At 67.5% G+C, this 17,898-nt stretch carries 18 protein-coding genes; 8 read left to right on the top strand and 10 right to left on the bottom strand.

The window, feature by feature from the left end; translation table 11 throughout:
• Positions 1–43: 43 nt before the first annotated feature.
• The 4 genes from AU187_RS13460 to AU187_RS13445 are packed head-to-tail and all read right to left on the bottom strand — an operon-like array spanning position 44 to position 2,858.
• Positions 44–976: an LLM class F420-dependent oxidoreductase gene (locus AU187_RS13460; RefSeq protein WP_059100218.1), complete on the bottom strand. Its 933-nt coding sequence runs from the start codon at positions 974–976 to the stop codon at positions 44–46.
• 38 nt (positions 977–1,014) lie between these two features.
• Positions 1,015–1,638, bottom strand: a complete 624-nt coding sequence (locus AU187_RS13455) for a TIGR03085 family metal-binding protein (protein ID WP_059100201.1) — start codon at positions 1,636–1,638, stop codon at positions 1,015–1,017.
• Positions 1,635–2,357: an oxygen-binding di-iron domain-containing protein gene (locus AU187_RS13450; protein ID WP_059100202.1), complete on the bottom strand. Its 723-nt coding sequence runs from the start codon at positions 2,355–2,357 to the stop codon at positions 1,635–1,637. The genes AU187_RS13455 and AU187_RS13450 overlap by 4 nt, the downstream gene beginning before the upstream one ends.
• 51 nt (positions 2,358–2,408) lie before the next feature.
• The gene (locus AU187_RS13445; protein WP_231740343.1) at positions 2,409–2,858 is read right to left on the bottom strand and encodes a hemerythrin domain-containing protein; all 450 of its coding nucleotides are present in this window, start codon (positions 2,856–2,858) and stop codon (positions 2,409–2,411) included.
• Between the two features lie 191 nt (positions 2,859–3,049).
• Here AU187_RS13445 and dnaK point away from each other — a divergent pair, with 191 nt between their 5' ends.
• From dnaK to AU187_RS13425, 4 genes are read left to right on the top strand one after another with little or no spacing between them, the layout of a single operon-like run.
• Positions 3,050–4,915: a molecular chaperone DnaK gene (dnaK, locus tag AU187_RS13440; RefSeq protein WP_059100204.1), complete on the top strand. Its 1,866-nt coding sequence runs from the start codon at positions 3,050–3,052 to the stop codon at positions 4,913–4,915.
• Positions 4,912–5,541, top strand: coding sequence for a nucleotide exchange factor GrpE (gene grpE / locus AU187_RS13435; RefSeq protein ID WP_059100205.1), 630 nt, complete (start codon positions 4,912–4,914; stop codon positions 5,539–5,541). The genes dnaK and grpE overlap by 4 nt, the downstream gene beginning before the upstream one ends.
• A 23-nt stretch (positions 5,542–5,564) precedes the next feature.
• Positions 5,565–6,746 (top strand): molecular chaperone DnaJ, encoded by a 1,182-nt coding sequence (gene dnaJ, locus AU187_RS13430; RefSeq protein ID WP_059100206.1) that lies wholly within the window; start codon positions 5,565–5,567, stop codon positions 6,744–6,746.
• On the top strand, positions 6,746–7,132 hold the full coding sequence (locus AU187_RS13425; RefSeq protein WP_059100207.1) for a heat shock protein transcriptional repressor HspR: 387 nt from the start codon (positions 6,746–6,748) through the stop codon (positions 7,130–7,132). Before dnaJ ends, AU187_RS13425 begins: the two co-directional genes overlap by 1 nt.
• A gap of 5 nt (positions 7,133–7,137) precedes the next feature.
• Here AU187_RS13425 and AU187_RS13420 read toward each other — a convergent pair whose 3' ends face one another.
• On the bottom strand, positions 7,138–8,040 hold the full coding sequence (locus tag AU187_RS13420; RefSeq protein WP_059100208.1) for an aldose 1-epimerase: 903 nt from the start codon (positions 8,038–8,040) through the stop codon (positions 7,138–7,140).
• A 49-nt stretch (positions 8,041–8,089) separates the two neighbouring features.
• Between AU187_RS13420 and AU187_RS13415 the strand changes: the two genes are divergently transcribed.
• Positions 8,090–8,536, top strand: a complete 447-nt coding sequence (locus AU187_RS13415) for a hypothetical protein (protein WP_059100219.1) — start codon at positions 8,090–8,092, stop codon at positions 8,534–8,536.
• A gap of 4 nt (positions 8,537–8,540) precedes the next feature.
• Here AU187_RS13415 and AU187_RS13410 read toward each other — a convergent pair whose 3' ends face one another.
• Entirely contained in the window at positions 8,541–9,707 is a 1,167-nt protein-coding gene (locus AU187_RS13410) for an FAD-binding oxidoreductase (RefSeq protein WP_059100209.1), read from the bottom strand.
• Positions 9,708–9,725: 18 nt separating this feature from the next.
• Entirely contained in the window at positions 9,726–10,736 is a 1,011-nt protein-coding gene (locus tag AU187_RS13405; protein ID WP_059100210.1) for a hypothetical protein, read from the bottom strand.
• Between the two features lie 98 nt (positions 10,737–10,834).
• Here AU187_RS13405 and AU187_RS13400 point away from each other — a divergent pair, with 98 nt between their 5' ends.
• On the top strand, positions 10,835–11,494 hold the full coding sequence (locus AU187_RS13400; protein ID WP_059100211.1) for a TetR/AcrR family transcriptional regulator: 660 nt from the start codon (positions 10,835–10,837) through the stop codon (positions 11,492–11,494).
• 1 nt (position 11,495) lies between these two features.
• Here AU187_RS13400 and AU187_RS13395 read toward each other — a convergent pair whose 3' ends face one another.
• Both AU187_RS13395 and AU187_RS13390 read right to left on the bottom strand, forming a co-directional pair.
• Positions 11,496–12,146, bottom strand: a complete 651-nt coding sequence (locus AU187_RS13395; RefSeq protein ID WP_059100212.1) for a GAP family protein — start codon at positions 12,144–12,146, stop codon at positions 11,496–11,498.
• Positions 12,146–12,559 carry an Rv0361 family membrane protein gene (locus AU187_RS13390; RefSeq protein ID WP_059100213.1) on the bottom strand — a complete coding sequence of 138 codons (414 nt, stop codon included), beginning with the start codon at positions 12,557–12,559 and terminating at the stop codon, positions 12,146–12,148. The genes AU187_RS13395 and AU187_RS13390 overlap by 1 nt, the downstream gene beginning before the upstream one ends.
• A 198-nt stretch (positions 12,560–12,757) precedes the next feature.
• Between AU187_RS13390 and clpB the strand changes: the two genes are divergently transcribed.
• Entirely contained in the window at positions 12,758–15,304 is a 2,547-nt protein-coding gene (gene clpB, locus AU187_RS13385; protein ID WP_059100214.1) for an ATP-dependent chaperone ClpB, read from the top strand.
• A gap of 40 nt (positions 15,305–15,344) precedes the next feature.
• Here clpB and AU187_RS13380 read toward each other — a convergent pair whose 3' ends face one another.
• Positions 15,345–16,997 carry an acyl-CoA synthetase gene (locus AU187_RS13380; protein ID WP_059100215.1) on the bottom strand — a complete coding sequence of 551 codons (1,653 nt, stop codon included), beginning with the start codon at positions 16,995–16,997 and terminating at the stop codon, positions 15,345–15,347.
• Between the two features lie 114 nt (positions 16,998–17,111).
• Between AU187_RS13380 and ttfA the strand changes: the two genes are divergently transcribed.
• Positions 17,112–17,897, top strand: a complete 786-nt coding sequence (gene ttfA / locus AU187_RS13375; protein WP_059166851.1) for a trehalose monomycolate transport factor TtfA — start codon at positions 17,112–17,114, stop codon at positions 17,895–17,897.
• Position 17,898 lies beyond the last annotated feature (1 nt).

Genomic DNA, 17,898 nt, shown 5'->3' with positions numbered 1-17,898 from the left:
CAGGGGTACGGATCGAAGGTTCGCGTCACATTCGGGCGCGTGCTCAGCGGAACTGAGGGATCACTTCGCCGGCGAAGAACTCGAGGTGCTTCAGGTCTGACATGTCGAGAACCTGCAGGTACACGCGCTGCACCCCGGCGTCGATGAAGGCGCCGAGTTTGTCGGCGATCTCGGCCGGGGTGCCGACCGTCGGGGAGTTGCTGCGGAGCTCGTCGACCTCACGGCCTATTGCGGCCGCCCGTCGGGCGATCTCGGCGTCGTCGCGCCCCGCACACAGCACGAACGCCGCGGAGTACGTCATCGACTCCGCGGACCGACCGGCCTCCGAGACGGCGGCGGCGACGCGCTCGAACTGGGTCTTGGCCGTTTCCAGCGGCACGAACGGCACATTGAACTCCGCGGCGAACTTCGCGGCCAACGCCGGCGTCCGCTTGGCGCCCTGCCCTCCGATGATGATCGGCGGGTGGGGCGCCTGCGACGGCTTGGGCAACCCGGGGGACTCCACGACCGTGTAGTGCTCGCCCGAGTAGTCGAACGTCTGGCCCTGCGGCGTCGTCCAGAAGCCGGAGATGATCTCGAGCTGTTCGGTGAGCCGGTCGAAGCGTTCCCGCAGCGACGGGAAAGGGATCGCGTACGCCTGATGCTCGGCCTCGAACCAGCCGGCGCCGATGCCGAATTCCACTCGGCCGCCGCTCATCTCGTCGACCTGCGCGACCGAGACCGCCAACGGGCCCGGATACCGGAACGTCGCGGAGGTGACCATTGTGCCGAGCCGGATCGATGACGTCTCGCGGGCGATGCCGGCCAGCGTGACCCAGGAGTCGGTCGGACCCGGCAGGCCGTCGCCGCTCATCGCGAGGTAGTGGTCGGATCGAAAGAACGCCGAGTAGCCGAGTTCCTCTGCGGCGCGCGCGACCGCGAGTTGGTCGCTGTAGGTGGCACCCTGCTGAGGCTCGACGAAGACACGGAAATCCAGCGATGAACTCACGGCGGCCAGCTTAAGCGGCAAGCCGCCTACAGCCCCCGCCGGTTGGCCCGGACCGAGGCGACGGTCTGGGCGTCGCCGTCGAAGTCGACCCGAACGGCGTCGCGGCCGGAGATGAACAACAGCAGTTCCGGCGGTTCACCGGTGAGGGTCAGCGCGGGCCCCCTCCCGACGGTGGCGAGCACCTTGCCCTGCGGGGTCTTCAGGGTCATCCGCGCGGGCGCCTTGGCCAATGTCATCCTCGCCATCAGGGGCAGTGAGCGGCTCAGCGCCTTGATCGTGTCGTCGTCGAGAGGCCTTGGCTCCCAATCGGATTGGGCTCGCCGCACGTCTTCGTGGTGGATGAACATCTCGCCCATGTTGGCCACCGGGTCGAGAAGCTTGAACGGTGAGAACAGCGGCGGCCCCGAGGCGACCTTGGCCAGCAGATCGTCCCACTCGGTGCTCGACGCGGTCTGGCGTTGGACCTTGTCGGTGTAGCCGGCCAGGGCGGGAATCGCGATGCCGGGGGTGGCGTCGAGCCTGCGCTCGCGGACCACCAGGTGTGCGGCGAGGTCGCGGGTCGTCCAGTCACCGCACAAGGTCGGCGCATCGGGGCCGACGGTGCGCATGGTTTCGACGAGTGCGGCGCGTTCACGCTGGGCGGCTGTCATTGCCGCGATTCTGCCATCGCGGCGTATCCCTCGGCGAGAGCGCGTAATTGCCGCCCACCGTCACCGGCGTAGGAAGCCCCGTGCATGAGCGCCAGTGTCGTCGGCTGGAGGTCGGCGAGCATGTGCAGCATCGGCTGCAGATTGGTGGTCAGGCCGGTGGCGTGGAAGACTTCCTCAGCCGCGAGCGCGGGTTCGACGACGTCGTTTTCGGTCACCGCGGGGCCCGCGCCGACGTGGGTGAAGAGGTCGCCGGCGAGCAGCGTCGACGTCGTCTCGTCGAACCACAGGCCGGCTTCCCAGTTGTGCGGGACATGTGGCGTGCCGATGAAGCGCAACCTATGCCCGCCGATGTCATGCACGCCGTCCTCAGGCGCCACGACCGGCGGGCGGTCGCACAAGTCGACCAGCGAAACCATGCAGGCCAGAGCGCTGTGAATGACCTCCGCGTTGGGCGCCGCGTCGAGTAGCAGGTTCACGGCGCCGCACTCGTCGGCCTCGACGTGGCCGAACGCGATCCACCGCAGTTTCTCCAGCGGCACAACGCGATTGAGGGCCTCAGAAACCGATCCGAAGAGTTGGCGGTGGCCGCAGTGGAATAGGAACGGTTCGTCGCCGGTGAGCAGAAACTGGTTGAAGGTGAAGCCCTGTTCGGTGATGCCGGGGACGAAGGTGGACAGGCGGTAGATGCCTGGCCCGATCTCGTCGACGATGGTCTCCATCGGTCAATGGTCCGCCGATTTCTGCTGCAGAGTGGCCGATTCGCAGGAGGCTCACACGCTCCACTTGACCATCTCGCAGTTCGGATGGGCCTCGTGCCACGCCTCGATCGCCGCGTCCCACTCATTGCCGTCCAGAGACGTCAGCGCGGCCGGGAAGATCCCGTCTTCTTCCTTTCTGGTGTGCTCCCAGAGTTCCTCCACGGCATCGCGGATCGCGCGCTGATGATCAGCGCGCGTCAGGTCCACGTTGGCGAGTAGCTCGTTCAGTTCGCGGTGTTCACGGATCAGCGGATCGATGTGCTCGGCGAACAACTCCTCGCGCGCCATCACCTTGAACAGCCCGTTCTCCTCGCCGCGCCAGTGCGACTCCAGTTCCTCGGCCATCTCGGCGAGCAGGCGCCTCGCGCGGTCGAGATCGCTGCGGTCGATTGCGCGGACCGCTTCACCGCCGAGGCTGAGCACGCGCGCATGTTCAGCGATGTAGTCGCGGATCAGCGGCATGTCCCGGCATCCGCAGTATTGACACATCCCCTCGACGCTACTCGGGAACAAATCAAGCGACGGCCCCGTTGATCCCTTCGACAGTTGAGTGGATCAGACTCAAGTCTGAGTTGACAGGGTAGGGTACGTCGGCGCAGTCTTGAGTGCGGTGCACTCAGACCCTTAGCAGGACTACTCAGGGAGGAACAACTATGGCTCGTGCGGTCGGAATCGACCTCGGGACCACCAACTCCGTCGTCGCGGTACTGGAGGGTGGCGATCCCGTTGTCGTCGCCAACTCCGAGGGCTCCCGCACCACGCCGTCCGTCGTCGCGTTCGCGCGCAACGGTGAGGTGCTGGTCGGCCAGCCCGCCAAGAACCAGGCGGTGACCAACGTCGACCGGACCATCCGTTCGGTCAAGCGTCACATGGGCACCGACTGGTCCGTGGAGATCGACGGCAAGAAGTACACCGCGCAGGAGATCAGCGCCCGTACGTTGCAGAAGCTCAAGCGCGACGCCGAAAGCTATCTCGGCGAGGACATCACCGACGCGGTCATCACCGTGCCCGCCTACTTCAACGACGCTCAGCGTCAGGCCACCAAGGAAGCCGGCCAGATCGCCGGCCTCAACGTGCTGCGCATCGTCAACGAGCCGACCGCGGCCGCGCTGGCCTACGGCCTGGACAAGGGCGAGAAGGAGCAGACGATCCTGGTCTTCGACCTCGGCGGCGGTACGTTCGACGTCTCGCTGCTCGAGATCGGCGAGGGCGTGGTCGAGGTTCGTGCCACCAGCGGTGACAACCACCTCGGTGGCGACGACTGGGACGACCGGATCGTCGATTGGCTGGTCGACAAGTTCAAGGGCACTTCGGGCATCGACCTGACCAAGGACAAGATGGCCATGCAGCGGCTGCGGGAGGCCGCCGAGAAGGCGAAGATCGAGCTCTCGAGTTCGCAGAGCACTTCGATCAACCTGCCCTACATCACCGTCGATGCGGACAAGAATCCGCTGTTCCTCGACGAGCAGCTGACGCGCGCCGAGTTCCAGCGCATCACCCAGGATCTGCTGGACCGTACCCGCCAGCCGTTCCAGCAGGTGGTCAAGGACGCCGGTATCTCGGTGTCCGACATCGACCACGTGGTGCTGGTCGGCGGCTCGACGCGGATGCCCGCGGTATCCGATCTGGTCAAGGAGATGACCGGCGGCAAGGAGCCCAACAAGGGCGTCAACCCGGACGAGGTTGTCGCGGTGGGCGCCGCGCTGCAGGCCGGTGTGCTCAAGGGTGAGGTGAAAGACGTTCTGCTACTTGACGTCACGCCGCTGTCCCTCGGTATCGAAACCAAGGGTGGCGTGATGACGAAGCTGATCGAGCGCAACACCACCATTCCGACCAAGCGGTCGGAGACCTTCACCACCGCCGACGACAATCAGCCGTCGGTGCAGATCCAGGTCTATCAGGGCGAGCGCGAGATCGCCGCGCACAACAAGTTGCTCGGCAGCTTCGAGCTCACCGGTATCCCGCCGGCCCCGCGCGGCGTGCCGCAGATCGAGGTCACGTTCGACATTGACGCCAACGGCATCGTGCACGTGACGGCGAAGGACAAGGGCACCGGCAAGGAGAACACGATCCGTATCCAGGAGGGCTCCGGCCTGTCCAAGGAAGAGATCGACCGGATGGTCAAGGACGCCGAGGCGCACGCCGAGGAGGACCGCAAGCGTCGCGAAGAGGCCGACGTCCGCAACCAGGCCGAGTCGCTGGTCTACCAGACGGAGAAGTTCGTCAAGGAGCAGCGTGAGGCCGAAGGTGGCTCGAAGGTCCCCGAGGACACTTTGAGCAAGGTCGACGCGGCCATCGCGGATGCCAAGAAGGCGCTCGAAGGCACCGACATCGGCGAGATCAAGTCCGCGATGGAGAAGCTGGGCGTCGAGTCGCAGGGCCTCGGCCAGGCCATCTATGAGGCCACTCAGGCCGAGCAGGCGGCAGGCGGCGGCGCGGACGCCGGAGCGCCGGCCGACGACAACGTCGTGGACGCCGAGGTGGTCGACGACGACTCGAACAACAAGGAGAACAAGTGACAGGAAACGATCCGTACGAGCCGGTGACCGTCACCGACAAACGGCGCATCGATCCGGTCACCGGTGAAGTGAGAGAAGCAGGTTCCGAGCCGGCCCCAGGTGGGCCGGCGCCGGACCAGCCCTCGCCGCAGAGCGCAGGCGCAGAGGCCGACAAGGCCTCCGAACTGCTCGGCGATCTGCAGCGGGTGCAGGCCGATTTCACCAACTACCGCAAGCGGGCGCTGCGCGATCAGCAGCTGGCTGCCGACCGGGCGAAGGCCTCGGTCATCACGCAGCTGCTGCCGATCCTCGATGACCTCGATCGTGCCCGCAGCCACGGTGACCTGGAGAGCGGTCCCCTCAAGGCGGTGGCCGACAAGCTCGTCAGTGTTCTTGAGGGACAGGGACTTTCGGCATTCGGTGCCGAGGGCGACGAGTTCGACCCGGAACTGCACGAGGCCGTGCAACACGAGGGGGAAGGCACTCACCCCGTGCTGGGCACGGTGATGCGGCGCGGCTACAAGGTCGGCGAGCAGGTTGTGCGCCACGCCATGGTGGGCGTGGTCGACACGGTGCCCGACGGTCCCGAAGCCGCCGATAACGGCGGCGATGCGGCGGCAGAACCAGCAGAATCAGACGAGGAGTGACACCGGTAAGGAGGTGACGCGGTATGGCCCAACGTGAGTGGGTCGAGAAAGACTTCTACAAGGAGCTCGGCGTCTCCTCCGACGCCAGCGATCAGGAAATCAAGCGGGCGGCGCGAAAGCTGCTCGCGGAGAACCATCCCGACCGAAACCCGGGCAATTCCTCGGCCGAGGAACGGTACAAGGCGGTGTCCGAGGCCAAGGAGGTGCTCACCGATCCGGCCAAGCGCAAGGAGTACGACGAGACCCGGCGGTTGTTCGCCAACGGCGGGTTCGGTCGCGGCCGGTTCGGCGGCGGTGGTGGCTTCGGGGGCTTCGGCGGCTCGGACGGCGGCGTCGAGTTCAACCTGAACGACCTGTTCGACGCGGCAGGTCAAACCGGCGGCGCGAACATCGGCGACCTCTTCGGTGGTCTCTTCGGTCGCGGGGCCCAGCAGCCACGCCCCAGCAGGCCACGGCGCGGCAACGACCTCGAGACCGAGGCCGAGCTGTCGTTCCTGGAGGCCACCAAGGGCGTGGCGATGCCGTTGCGGCTCACCAGTCCGGCGCCGTGCACCAACTGTCATGGCAGCGGGGCGCGCCCGGGTACCAGCCCGAAAGTCTGCCCGAGCTGTAATGGCTCCGGGGTGATCAACCGCAACCAGGGCGCGTTCGGATTCTCCGAGCCGTGCACCGAATGCCGTGGGAGCGGGTCGATCATCGAGCACCCCTGCCAGGAGTGCAAGGGCACCGGCGTGACCACCCGAACTCGCACCATCAACGTGCGGATCCCGCCCGGCGTCGAGGACGGCCAGCGGATCCGGTTGGCGGGCCAGGGCGAAGCGGGTCTTCGCGGCGCACCGTCGGGCGACCTGTACGTGACCGTCCACGTGCGGCCCGACAGGGTGTTCGGCCGCGACGGCGATGATCTCACCGTCACCGTTCCCGTCAGCTTCCATGAATTGGCCTTGGGTACAACGCTTTCGGTGCCGACGCTGGAAGGCAAGGTCGGTGTGCGGGTGCCCAAGGGCACATCGGACGGCCGGATCCTGCGCGTGCGCGGACGCGGTGTGCCGAAACGCTCCGGCGGCCACGGCGACCTGTTGGTGACGGTCAAGGTGGCGGTGCCGCCGAACCTCGAGGGTGAGGCGGCCGAGGCGCTGGAGGCCTACGCGAAAGCGGAGCGGGCCAGCGGCTTCGATCCGCGGGCCGGATGGGCAGGTGCGTGATGGCCACGAAACGGTCGAAGGAGGAGGCCCGCACCTTCCTGATCTCCGTCGCCGCCGAGTTGGCGGGCATGCACGCGCAGACCCTGCGCACCTATGACCGGCTCGGCCTGGTGCGCCCGCAACGCACCTCGGGTGGCGGCAGGCGTTACTCACAGCACGATGTCGAGTTGCTCCGCGAGGTCCAGCGGTTGAGCCAGGACGAAGGCGTCAACCTCGCCGGCATCAAGCGCATCATCGAGCTGACCAACCAGGTCGAGGCGTTGCAGGCCCGGGTGCGGGAGCTGAGCGAGGAAGTCGAGGCGCTGCGCGCGCAGCCACGCCAGAAGAGCACGGCTCTGGTCGTCTGGCAGCCCGGAGCCGCTCGGCGGCGACGTCAGGCGGATTGACAACCTCAACTGATCCTGATCGAGAATCGAGCGGTCTCCGGCTTGCCGGGGGCCGCTTTTCGGTAGCCGCCCCGCCGCAGCGCGTCGGTCGGGGCGGCCATCGGCTCGATGGCGATCAGGTCGTCGTTGGTGGGCGCGAAGAGTTGTGCTGCGGGATAGCCGCTTTCGAACGTCACATCGATGCGGCGGTCACCGCCGGTGAGCGTGAACACCGCGCCCTCGGGCACCCGGTCGAAGCCGTCGTCGTATGCAGTGATCTTCAACTGCTCGGTCCTGGCCGGCCACGGTTCCTGAGCTCCGGTCGGAATGCCGTTGTCGTCCACTGGCAGGTGGCGCATCGTCGGGGTGTTGAGCGCCCATTCCTCGCGCGGCACGCCGGGGATTCTCAGGTACGGGTGGTAGCCGAAACACAGCGGCACGGGCGCCGACGTGGTGGGCGCGACGGTGGTCTCGATGGCGAGTGTCCGGTCGTCGAGAGTCACGTGTTGTGTCAGCAGGTGCGGGAACGGAAACGCCGCGAGCAGTTGCGGGTCGCCACCGTAATCGAGCACCGCGGTCAGGCTGTTGTTCGTTTGCGCGCTGACTCGCCAGCCGGGATAGGCGGCGAGTACGCCGTGGATCGGTGCTCCGTGCTCGTCGGTCCGGACGCCCCCGGTGCCGGGGGTCAGGCTGACGACGGTGCCGTCGACCTCGTAGGTGTTGGCGCTCAACCGGTTCGCCCACGGGTACAGGATCGGGATGCCCATCGTCTTTCCGTTGTTGACGTAGGCGGTCAGGCCGCGGCGCTGGCTGAGGAACTCGTCGCCGCCGTCGGCCAGCGAGGTGCCCACCATGCCGGCTGCCGGCACGAACGATGCGGTCAGCGCGGACGACGGATCGCGAAGCGTGACGGTTTCGAAGTCGGCCATGACACGAAGCTACAGACCAGTGCCACTTCAACCCGGCTACGATCCAGGAATGGTGAAACGCACTGCGGTCGGCGCCGTCATGGGTATCGCTGTTGTCGCGATCGCGGCGGCCGGATGTGGCACGACCGAAGGCAACCCGAAAGCGGATGAGCCCGACGCCGCCACTTCTGAGGCCACGACTTCGGCGACAGCGACCACGTCGGAAACGGTCGCGGCCACGCCCGCTGGGCCCCCGGTCGGCACCGCGACCATGGAGGTGAGAGGTGGTGCCGGCCCGGTGAGCATCCGGTACCAGATCAACGGTGGCCCAGAGCAAACCGAGACGAATGTGACGCTGCCATGGCAGAAGCAGTACCCCGTTTACAACGAGGTGCAATCCTCGGTCACCGCCGACGGCGGCGACACACGCCTGATCTGCACCATCACCATGGACGGCAATCTGCTGGCGTTCAAGAGCGAACCACGGCCGACATGTAGCTTCTCCTACTGGGGCTAGCGGTTCAGGAGACCAGCGGATCGTGTTGAATCCGTTGGGCCGGTGCCCCTTTGGCGATCAACGCGGCCTTCGTCGCCGTCACCATGTCCGGTCCACCGCAGATCAGGATCTGCCGATCACCCCAGTTGCCGTAGCGGGTCACCACGTCGGCCAGCGTTCCGGTCTGCCGCACGTGCAGGCCGCGCGGTGGCTGCACATCGGGATAGTCGCTCGCCCACGGCGGGTCGACGTTGAACTCCGACACCGGGGTGACCGACAGCCACGGGTTCTGCGAAGCGATCTGCCACAGGGTGGGCAGGTCGTAGAGGTCGCATGGGAAGCGGCCGCCGAAGAACAGATGCACTCGCGGGTTGACGCCCCAGCGGGTGAGATTCATGATCAGCGTCCGCAGTGGCGCGAGGCCGGTGCTGCCCGCGACCATCAACACGTCGCCACCGTCGCGGTCGATCTGCAGGCCGCCGTGCGGGTTGGACAGCCGCCACCGGTCACCGGGCTTGGTCTCGGCGACGATAGCGGTGCTCACCATGCCGCCGGTCACCGAGCGGACGTGGAACTCGATGGCGCCGGCGGGATCGGTCGGGATCGACGGGCTCAGGTAGCGCCACCGGCGCGGCCACTGCGGAACCTGCACCGTGACGTACTGACCCGGGTGGTAGAACAGCGGGCGGTCCAATTGCAGCCGGACGACGGAGACGTCGCGGGTGGCGCGGATGTGCTCGAGCACCGTGCCGTCGCAGAACGGCGGGCCCTGCTCGGCGTCGGCGGCACCCCGCATCAACCCGATCATCAGTGCCACGGCGTCATGCGCGGCCTCGGCGAGCGTGTCGTCCCAGCCCTCGGCCAGGTGGCTGCGAAAGCTGCTGTACAGCGCGTTCTGCATGCTGTCGTAATGATGTTGTGTCACACCGTATTTACGGTGATCCCGGCCGAGCTGGGCGAGGAACGCCACCGGCTCCTGCGCCCGCTGGGCGGCGAGTTCCCCCAGCACCCACGTGACGGCGTGGGCGAACCGGTTGCGCTGGGCTTCCATGTCCGGCGGGAAGAGGTCACGCACCGAGGTGTCGATGGCGAACCAGTGCGTGTAGAAGCGGCGAACCAGCTCACCGGAGCCGAGCGCGGGATCGACCGCGTCGCGCAGCGTGCGCAGCGCGTCACGGTCGTCGAGTCCCACGCGGCCCCAGTGTAAGTGTCAGGCTGAGCTGGTCCTTCGCTGCCGAAGCGCCGCGATCACTATCAGCGCGGCGCCGAACGCCGCCCAGCAGGTCAGCACGATGACCGGCACGGTGGCGCCCGCCCCGTCGAAGAAGGCGGCGGACCGCAGCAGGGTGGCGTTGGCGCCCTGCGGCAGCAGCTGTCCGAACTGTCCCCAGCCGCTCGGCAGCAGTTCGGGGGCGGTGTTCAACCCGGACAGCGGGTTGCCGATGAGCAGCGCGGTCACCGCACCCAACGCCAGGCCGACCCGGCCGAACAGCGATCCCAGGCCCAGCAGGGTCAATCCGGTGGCCAGGATGCCGAGCGTCAGGGCGCCGGTGACACCCCAGAAATTCGCGTCGATCGAACCCAGCACCCAGCGCAGCAGCCCGGCGATCGACACGCCCGCGACGCCCGCGAACACCACCGCGGCGGTGACCCGGGCCCACACCTCCCGCTTGAGCGCGAACAGCAGCGCGATCGCGGGCAGCAGACCGGCCAGCGTGATGGGCAGCGCCGAGGCGGCCAGCCCGGCTCCGCGCGGATCGTCGGCGGTCGGCGGCGCAAGGTCCTCGACCTGCAACTGCGCCCCGGTCTTCTGGGCGATGCCGTTGCCGATCTGGGTCAGCATCTGGGCGATCATCGGGCTGCCGCCGGTGGCGATCATCAGCGTCGGCCCGTCGGGGCCGAGCGCGATGCCGCCGTAGACGTCGCGGTTGCGGATCGCCTCGCGCAGCGCCTCTGCGCCCGGGTAGTAGGTGAACTCGAACGCACCCGGCGCTTGCCGCTCCATCGTCGCGGCGACTTGGCCGCTCGCCGCCTGCGGTCCCGCCGCGCCGATCGGCACGTCGTGCGGCGCGGTGCGTGCGGCGGGCAGCGCGAAAGCGAGCGCGACGATCGCGAGCACAACGGTGAGCACGACCACCACGGCGGTCGCCCGGATTGCGGCCGGCGGCTCGTGGCCGCCCGATGCGTGGTGGTTGGGCCTTGCGGCCGTTTCGGTAGTCATGGCCGACACCTTTTCATTCGTCGTTGAATTACTGGTATCGGCAGCGTAACTCCGGACCGTAACTATTTCAACACATATTGAAATGTTAGCCTGGCGACATGGCATCACCAGCGAAAACGCGCCGCGGACGCCGCCTGGGTGAACCGGTGTCGCGCGACGCGGTGCTGGCGGCCGCGCGCAAGCGGTTCGGCGCCGAGGGGTACGAGAGGACGACCCTTCGGGCGATCGCCCGCGATGCGCACGTCGATCCGTCGATGGTGCTGTACCTGTTCGGCTCCAAGGCCGACCTGTTCCGGGAGTCGCTGAGCCTGATAGTCGACCCGGAGGTGCTGGCGGCGGCCGTCGCCGGCGGACCGGACGAGGACCCGGACATCGGCACCCGGCTGGTGCGTACGTATCTGCACATCTGGCAGTCGCCCGAATCGGGTCCGACCATGGTGGCGATGCTGCAGTCGGCCACGTCGAACGCCGATGCCCACGAGGCTTTCCGCGGGTTCATGCAGAACTACGTTTTGACCGCGGTGTCCGGGCGGCTCGGCGGCGGGCCGCAGGCCAGGTTGCGCGCGCTGTTGGCCGCGAGTCAACTCGTCGGGACCGCGGTGCTGCGCTTCGTCATAGAGATCGAGCCGTTGGCATCGCTGCCGGATGACGATCTGGTGCGGTTGCTCGCGCCGACGGTGACGCGGTACCTGACCGCAGATGCGGCCGAACTCGGGCTGCCGGAGCCCGGAACCACAGCCCAAGCCGTGCAGCGCTGACTCAGAGCCCGTGAATTCCCTTGTACAACACGAGGATTCCGATCACCACCAGGATGCCGGCCACCAGTGCCGCGTGCTGCCGCTCCATCCAGTCCGCGAGCCGGGCCAGCGGGCCGTCGAGGCGGTCACCGGACACCGCGTAGGCCAGGATCGGCGCGGCCACCGTGGATCCCGCGACGACGACGAACCACGTGACTCCCACCCAGTCGTCACGCGGGCCGCCGCCCGCGGTACCGATCGCGAGACCTGATGCGGCACAGATGAACAACACCTTCGGGTTGACGACGGTCAGCGCCATCGCGGCACCGCCGGCACGCATCGGGGTCAGCTTGCTCAGGCTCTGCATCCAGCGCGGCGTGTGCGCCGACGTCCTCCGGGTGAACCAGCGGTAGAGGCCGAACACGATCAGCGCCGCGCCGACCACGATGCGCAGCCACGACGCCCATCCCGGCGGCCTCTCCTCCCGGCCGCCCAGCAGGGTGGACACCTGCAGGAAAACGACGGTCAGCACGCTCAATCCGATCAGCCAGCCCGCGAGGAAGGCCAGGCCGGTCGGGCGTGGCTGCGGCGTGTGCAGCACGAGCACCGCCGGAATGATCGACAGCGGCGACAGCGCGATCACCAGCGCCAGGGGAACGAGTTCGGTGAGCACTATGCGGCTTGGGTCGGGTGGTAGTGGCAGGCCTTCCACTCGCCGGCCTCGCGCACGAAGTCGATGTCGAAGGTCTTGGCGCTGGAGTGGTTCTCGGCGGCGAACCGGACGGTCGCGACGGCCGTGACCGCGGGGTGGCCGGCGACCGTCACCGAGTTGACCGAGATCCGGGTGGGGCCGTCGGCCCGCCGGCTCGCGTACCACTCTGTCTCGAAGCCGTCGGCATGACGCATGGCGGCGCAGACGTGCGCGGCGAACGACGTGAAATCCGAGCGGTTGTACGAGCCGTTCATCCCGGCGAGGACGGCGCGGACCTGGTCTGCATCGCCGGCCGCGCGCGCAGGGACGATCAGCAGAGACGAAACGGACACGCCCACCGCGACGGCCGCGAGCATGGCGGCGAGTCGACGCATGACTCAAGCGTCGCCGATACAGGTGTGAAAGCTGTGACACCTGAGCGGCGTGTTGCGATATGCGCCAGGCGGCGATGTTTGGAAGCGACGAAATTGGCTAGACTTGAGCGGAACAGACTCAAGATTGACGACGTTGAACCATGCGACAAGCATTTCCGGTAGCTCGCGTAGCTCACGAACCAAGAAAGGCACCGTGTCGTGGACTCGTTCAACCCGACGACCAAGACCCAGGCGGCGTTGACCGCGTCGTTGCAGGCGGCAACCACCGCGGGTAACCCGCAGATCACGCCCGCCCATCTGTTGATGGCTTTGCTGACCCAGAACGACGGCATCGCCGCACCCCTGCTCGAGGCCGTCGGCGTCGAACCCGCGACCATTCGCTCGGAGACGCAGCGACTCCTCGACCGGCTGCCCAGTGCCAGCGGCGCGGCCTCGCAGCCGCAGTTGTCGCCCCAGGCCCTGGCAGCGATCACCGCCGCCCAGCACCTGGCGACCGAGATGGACGACGAGTACGTCTCGACCGAACACCTGATGGTCGGCCTGGCGACAGGTGACTCGGACGTCGCAAAGCTGTTGACCGGCCACGGCGCATCCCCGCAGGCGCTGCGCGAGGCCTTCGTCAAGGTGCGCGGCAGCGCACGCGTCACCAGCCCCGACCCGGAGGGCAGCTACCAGGCGCTGGAGAAGTACTCCACCGACCTGACCGCGCGCGCCCGCGAAGGCAAGCTCGACCCAGTTATCGGGCGCGACAACGAGATTCGTCGCGTCGTTCAGGTGCTGTCCCGGCGCACCAAGAACAACCCGGTGCTGATCGGTGAGCCCGGTGTCGGCAAGACCGCGATCGTCGAGGGCCTGGCCCAGCGCATCGTGGCCGGCGACGTGCCGGAAAGCCTGCGCGACAAGACCGTCATCTCACTTGATCTGGGTTCGATGGTCGCCGGGTCGAAGTACCGCGGCGAATTCGAGGAGCGCCTCAAGGCCGTCCTCGACGACATCAAGAACAGCGCGGGCCAGATCATCACGTTCATCGACGAGCTGCACACCATCGTCGGCGCCGGCGCGACCGGCGAGGGCTCGATGGACGCCGGCAACATGATCAAGCCGATGCTCGCCCGCGGCGAGCTGCGCCTGGTCGGCGCGACCACGCTCGACGAGTACCGCAAGTACATCGAGAAGGACGCCGCGCTGGAGCGCCGCTTCCAGCAGGTGTTCGTCGGCGAGCCGTCGGTCGAGGACACCGTCGGCATCCTGCGCGGACTGAAGGATCGCTACGAGGTGCACCACGGCGTGCGGATCACCGACTCGGCGCTGGTCTCGGCGGCGACGCTGTCCGACCGCTACATCACCAGCCGGTTCCTGCCCGACAAGGCCATCGACCTCGTCGACGAGGCCGCATCGCGGCTACGGATGGAGATCGACTCGCGGCCCGTCGAGATCGACGAGGTCGAGCGGCTGGTGCGTCGCCTCGAGATCGAGGAGATGGCGCTGTCCAAAGAAGAGGACGCCGCCTCCAAGGAACGGCTGGAGAAGTTGCGCGCCGAGTTGGCCGACCACAAAGAAAAGTTGGCCGAGCTGACGACGCGGTGGCAGAACGAGAAGGGCGCCATCGACGTCGTGCGCGAGCTGAAGGAGCAGCTCGAGGTGCTGCGCGGCGAGGCCGACCGCGCCGAACGCGACGGCAACCTCGAAAAGGCCGCCGAACTGCGCTACGGCCGCATCCCCGAGGTCGAGAAGAAGCTCGACGCGGCGCTGCCACAGGCCGAGGCGCGCGAGAACCTCATGCTCAAGGAGGAGGTCGGGCCCGACGACATCGCCGACGTGGTGTCGGCGTGGACCGGGATTCCGGCGGGCCGGATGCTCGAGGGCGAGACGGCCAAGCTGCTGCGAATGGAGGACGAGCTCGGCAAGCGCGTCGTGGGCCAGCGCAAGGCAGTGCAGGCCGTCTCGGACGCGGTGCGCCGTTCCCGTGCCGGGGTCGCCGACCCGAACCGGCCGACCGGCTCGTTCATGTTCCTCGGCCCGACCGGTGTCGGTAAGACCGAGCTGGCCAAGGCGTTGGCGGAGTTCCTGTTCGACGACGAACGCGCGATGGTCCGCATCGACATGAGCGAGTACGGCGAGAAGCACTCGGTGGCCCGCCTCGTCGGCGCGCCTCCCGGCTACATCGGCTACGACCAGGGCGGTCAGCTGACCGAGGCGGTGCGGCGGCGTCCGTACACGGTGATCCTGTTCGACGAGATCGAAAAGGCCCACCCGGACGTGTTCGACGTGCTGCTGCAGGTGCTCGACGAGGGCAGGCTGACCGACGGGCAGGGCCGCACCGTCGACTTCCGCAACACCATCCTGATCCTGACGTCCAACCTCGGCGCCGGCGGCAGCGAGGAGCAGGTGATGGCCGCGGTGCGCGGCGCGTTCAAGCCCGAGTTCATCAACCGGCTCGACGACGTGATCGTGTTCGACGGGCTCAACCCCGAGGAGCTGGTCCACATCGTCGACATCCAGCTCGAGCAGCTGGCAAAGCGGTTGGCGCAGCGCAGGCTCACCCTCGAGGTGTCCCTGCCGGCCAAGAAGTGGCTGGCGCAGCGCGGCTTCGACCCGCAGTACGGCGCGCGGCCGCTGCGCCGGCTGATCCAGCAGGCCATCGGCGACCAGCTCGCCAAGATGCTGCTCGCCGGTGAGGTGCACGACGGCGACGTGGTGCCGGTCAACGTCAGCCCCGACGGCGACAGCCTGGTGCTCGGTTAGGTCGATACACGAGCTGACCCGCGGCCGTCCGGTCCGCGGGTCAGGTCGTGACGTCCATTTCGACCAGGACTCGGCGCAGCAGCTTTCCGGTGGCGTTCCGGGGTAACTCGTCGACGAACACCACGTCGCGAGGGACCTTGTGCCGAGCCAGGTTGTCCTTCACGTACTGCTTGATCTCCGCCGCGTCCCGCGCCGCGCCCGGCTCGGAAACGATGAAGGCGCGCAACCGCTTTCCGAACTCAACGTCGTCGACACCGACCACCGCCACTTCGGCGACGTCGGGGCGCTCCTCGAGCAGATTCTCCACTTCTTGCGGGAAGACGTTCTCGCCGCCGGACACGATCATGTCGTCGTCGCGGCCGTCGACGAACAGCAGCCCGTTCGCGTCGAAGTGCCCCATGTCGCCGCTGGACATGTAGCCGTCGAGGATTTGCTTGTTCCGACCGTCGGTGTATCCGGCGAACGGTGCGCCGTTGCGGATGAAGATCCGGCCGCGACGGTTCGCACCTGCGACGCGTTGATCGTGTTCGTCATACAGCACCACCTCGCATGTCACCGGGGCGCGGCCCGCGGTGCCGGGCGCGGCACGAAGCTCGTCCGGGGTGGCGACGGTGGCGATGGCGCATTCGGTGGAGCCGTACATGTTGTACAGAACATCGCCGAAGGTGTCCTGGATCCGAGCGGACAGGTCGGGGCTCAGTGCCGAGCCGGCGATCAGGATCACCTTCAACGACGAGGTGTCGTACCGGGCGATGACATCGGGCGCGAGCTCGACCATCCTGTGCAGCATCGTCGGTACCGCGACCAACATGTCGGCCTTGTGGTCGGCGATGAGCTTCAACGTGGCCTCCGGCTTGAATCGCCTGGACGTCACCACTTTGTTGCCCAATGCGGCGCCGACGGTGTAGGTGGCCCAACCTGTGCTGTGGAAGATCGGCGAGACAATGACCATGGTGCCTCTGCGCGGGAACGGTATTCGGTCGATGATCTGCGCGGTGGCAAGCGGATTGACCGATTCACGGGGCGCGCCCTTGGGTAGACCGGTCGTGCCGCTGGTGAGGATGACCGAACTACCGGCTTTGGCGGGTGGAGGCAGCGGCTCGGCGGAGTTCGTCGCGACGATGTCGTCGAGGGTCTGCGCGCCCGAAGGCAGCTCGGCGCCGTCGTCCACCCAGACCAGCACGCGCGGCAGGTCGGTGGGCAGCGCGTCGAGCAGATCGAGGAACTCGCTGTCGTGCAACATGACGCCGACGTTTTCGCGTTCGCAGACCTGCGCGAACTGCGGCTTGGCGAAACCGGTGTTCATCAGGACCATGCGGGCGCCGAGCTTGCCGCATGCGGCCATGGTGATCACCAGCCCACGGTGGTCGCGGCACAGCACGCCGACGACAGAGCCCGCCGAAACGCCGAGCCCCTGCAGGCCACGCGCCAACGCCCACGATTGATCGTCTACCTGCTTGTACGTCAATGTTCCGCGCTCGTCGACGATGGCCGGCAAGGTCGCATACCTGCGCCCACCCAGGATCGCCATCGTCGCCTGGGGCCCGTAGACCCGGGCGAGCTTGGCGCCCTTAACCGTCGAATTCAGGTCCTTGATGTCGATGACGCCGGTCTCGACGAGTCGCCTGACGGCGCGCCCCGCCTCGGACACGTGCCGCAGCTTCTGCCGAATGCCGGTCACCACATCACCCATCCGACCTCCTCCGTTGTGGATCACGCGTGCAGGCAGCGGCTTCACGCTATGTGATGGGGCTGTGATCTGGTTGAGTTCGGGTTTACGGACTACCTGCAAGTAGGCTAGGGCGCAATGGTTCCGCTTTGGTTCACGCTGTCCGCACTCTGCTTCGTGGGTGCGGCGGTGCTGTTGTACGTCGACGTCGACCGTCGACGCGGGCTGGGACGCCGGCGCAAGTCCTGGGCGAAGTCGCACGGCTTCGACTACGAGCACGAATCGCACGACATCGTCAGGCGCTGGAAGCGTGGCGTGATGTCGACCGTCGGCGACGTCACCGCCAAGAATGTCGTGCTGGGCCAGATCCGCGGCGAGGCGGTGTTCATCTTCGACCTCGAGGACGTCGCGACGGTGATCGCGCTGCACCGCAAGGTCGGCACCAACGTCGTCGTGGACCTGCGGCTCAAGGGCATCAAAGAGCCGCGGGAGAACGACATCTGGCTGCTCGGCGCGATCGGCCCGCGGATGGTCTACTCCACCAACCTCGACGCCGCGCGGCGCGCGTGCGACCGGCGGATGGTGACGTTCGCCCACACCGCCCCGGACTGCGCCGAGATCATGTGGAACGAAGAGCACTGGACGCTGGTGTCCATGCCGGTCACCAGTACGCGGGCACAGTGGGACGAGGGGTTGCGCACCGTGCGTCAGTTCAACGACCTGCTGCGGGTGCTGCCGCCGACTCCGCAGGCCATGGCGAGCCAGACCAGCCAGGCTGCGCTGGCCCGGCGCAGCGGGTCGCCGAGCCGACCGCTCACCCCCGCCGGCCGCGCCGAACCGGCCCCCGGCCGCGCCGATGCCGGACGTCGGCCCGGTGATCAGTGCGACGGGGCGAGACATGCTCTAGAGATTACTTACCGCTGAT

The organism is Mycobacterium sp. IS-1556 (assembly GCF_001499985.1).
Classification (GTDB): domain Bacteria; phylum Actinomycetota; class Actinomycetes; order Mycobacteriales; family Mycobacteriaceae; genus Mycobacterium.
Note: the sequence above shows the minus strand (reverse complement) of the source record. Positions and strands in the feature narration are given on the sequence as shown.

Excerpts from the sequence above, each read along its gene's own strand:
- AU187_RS13420 (WP_059100208.1), bottom strand. The coding sequence starts at position 8,040 with ATGGCCGACTTCGAAACCGTCACGCTTCGCGATCCGTCGTCCGCGCTG.
- AU187_RS13400 (WP_059100211.1), top strand. The coding sequence starts at position 10,835 with ATGGCATCACCAGCGAAAACGCGCCGCGGACGCCGCCTGGGTGAACCG.
- dnaK (WP_059100204.1), top strand. The coding sequence starts at position 3,050 with ATGGCTCGTGCGGTCGGAATCGACCTCGGGACCACCAACTCCGTCGTC.
- AU187_RS13455 (WP_059100201.1), bottom strand. The coding sequence starts at position 1,638 with ATGACAGCCGCCCAGCGTGAACGCGCCGCACTCGTCGAAACCATGCGC.
- AU187_RS13445 (WP_231740343.1), bottom strand. The coding sequence starts at position 2,858 with ATGCCGCTGATCCGCGACTACATCGCTGAACATGCGCGCGTGCTCAGC.
- AU187_RS13450 (WP_059100202.1), bottom strand. The coding sequence starts at position 2,357 with ATGGAGACCATCGTCGACGAGATCGGGCCAGGCATCTACCGCCTGTCC.
- ttfA (WP_059166851.1), top strand. The coding sequence starts at position 17,112 with ATGGTTCCGCTTTGGTTCACGCTGTCCGCACTCTGCTTCGTGGGTGCG.
- dnaJ (WP_059100206.1), top strand. The coding sequence starts at position 5,565 with ATGGCCCAACGTGAGTGGGTCGAGAAAGACTTCTACAAGGAGCTCGGC.
- AU187_RS13425 (WP_059100207.1), top strand. The coding sequence starts at position 6,746 with ATGGCCACGAAACGGTCGAAGGAGGAGGCCCGCACCTTCCTGATCTCC.
- AU187_RS13405 (WP_059100210.1), bottom strand. The coding sequence starts at position 10,736 with ATGACTACCGAAACGGCCGCAAGGCCCAACCACCACGCATCGGGCGGC.
- AU187_RS13380 (WP_059100215.1), bottom strand. The coding sequence starts at position 16,997 with ATGGGTGATGTGGTGACCGGCATTCGGCAGAAGCTGCGGCACGTGTCC.
- AU187_RS13415 (WP_059100219.1), top strand. The coding sequence starts at position 8,090 with ATGGTGAAACGCACTGCGGTCGGCGCCGTCATGGGTATCGCTGTTGTC.
- AU187_RS13390 (WP_059100213.1), bottom strand. The coding sequence starts at position 12,559 with ATGCGTCGACTCGCCGCCATGCTCGCGGCCGTCGCGGTGGGCGTGTCC.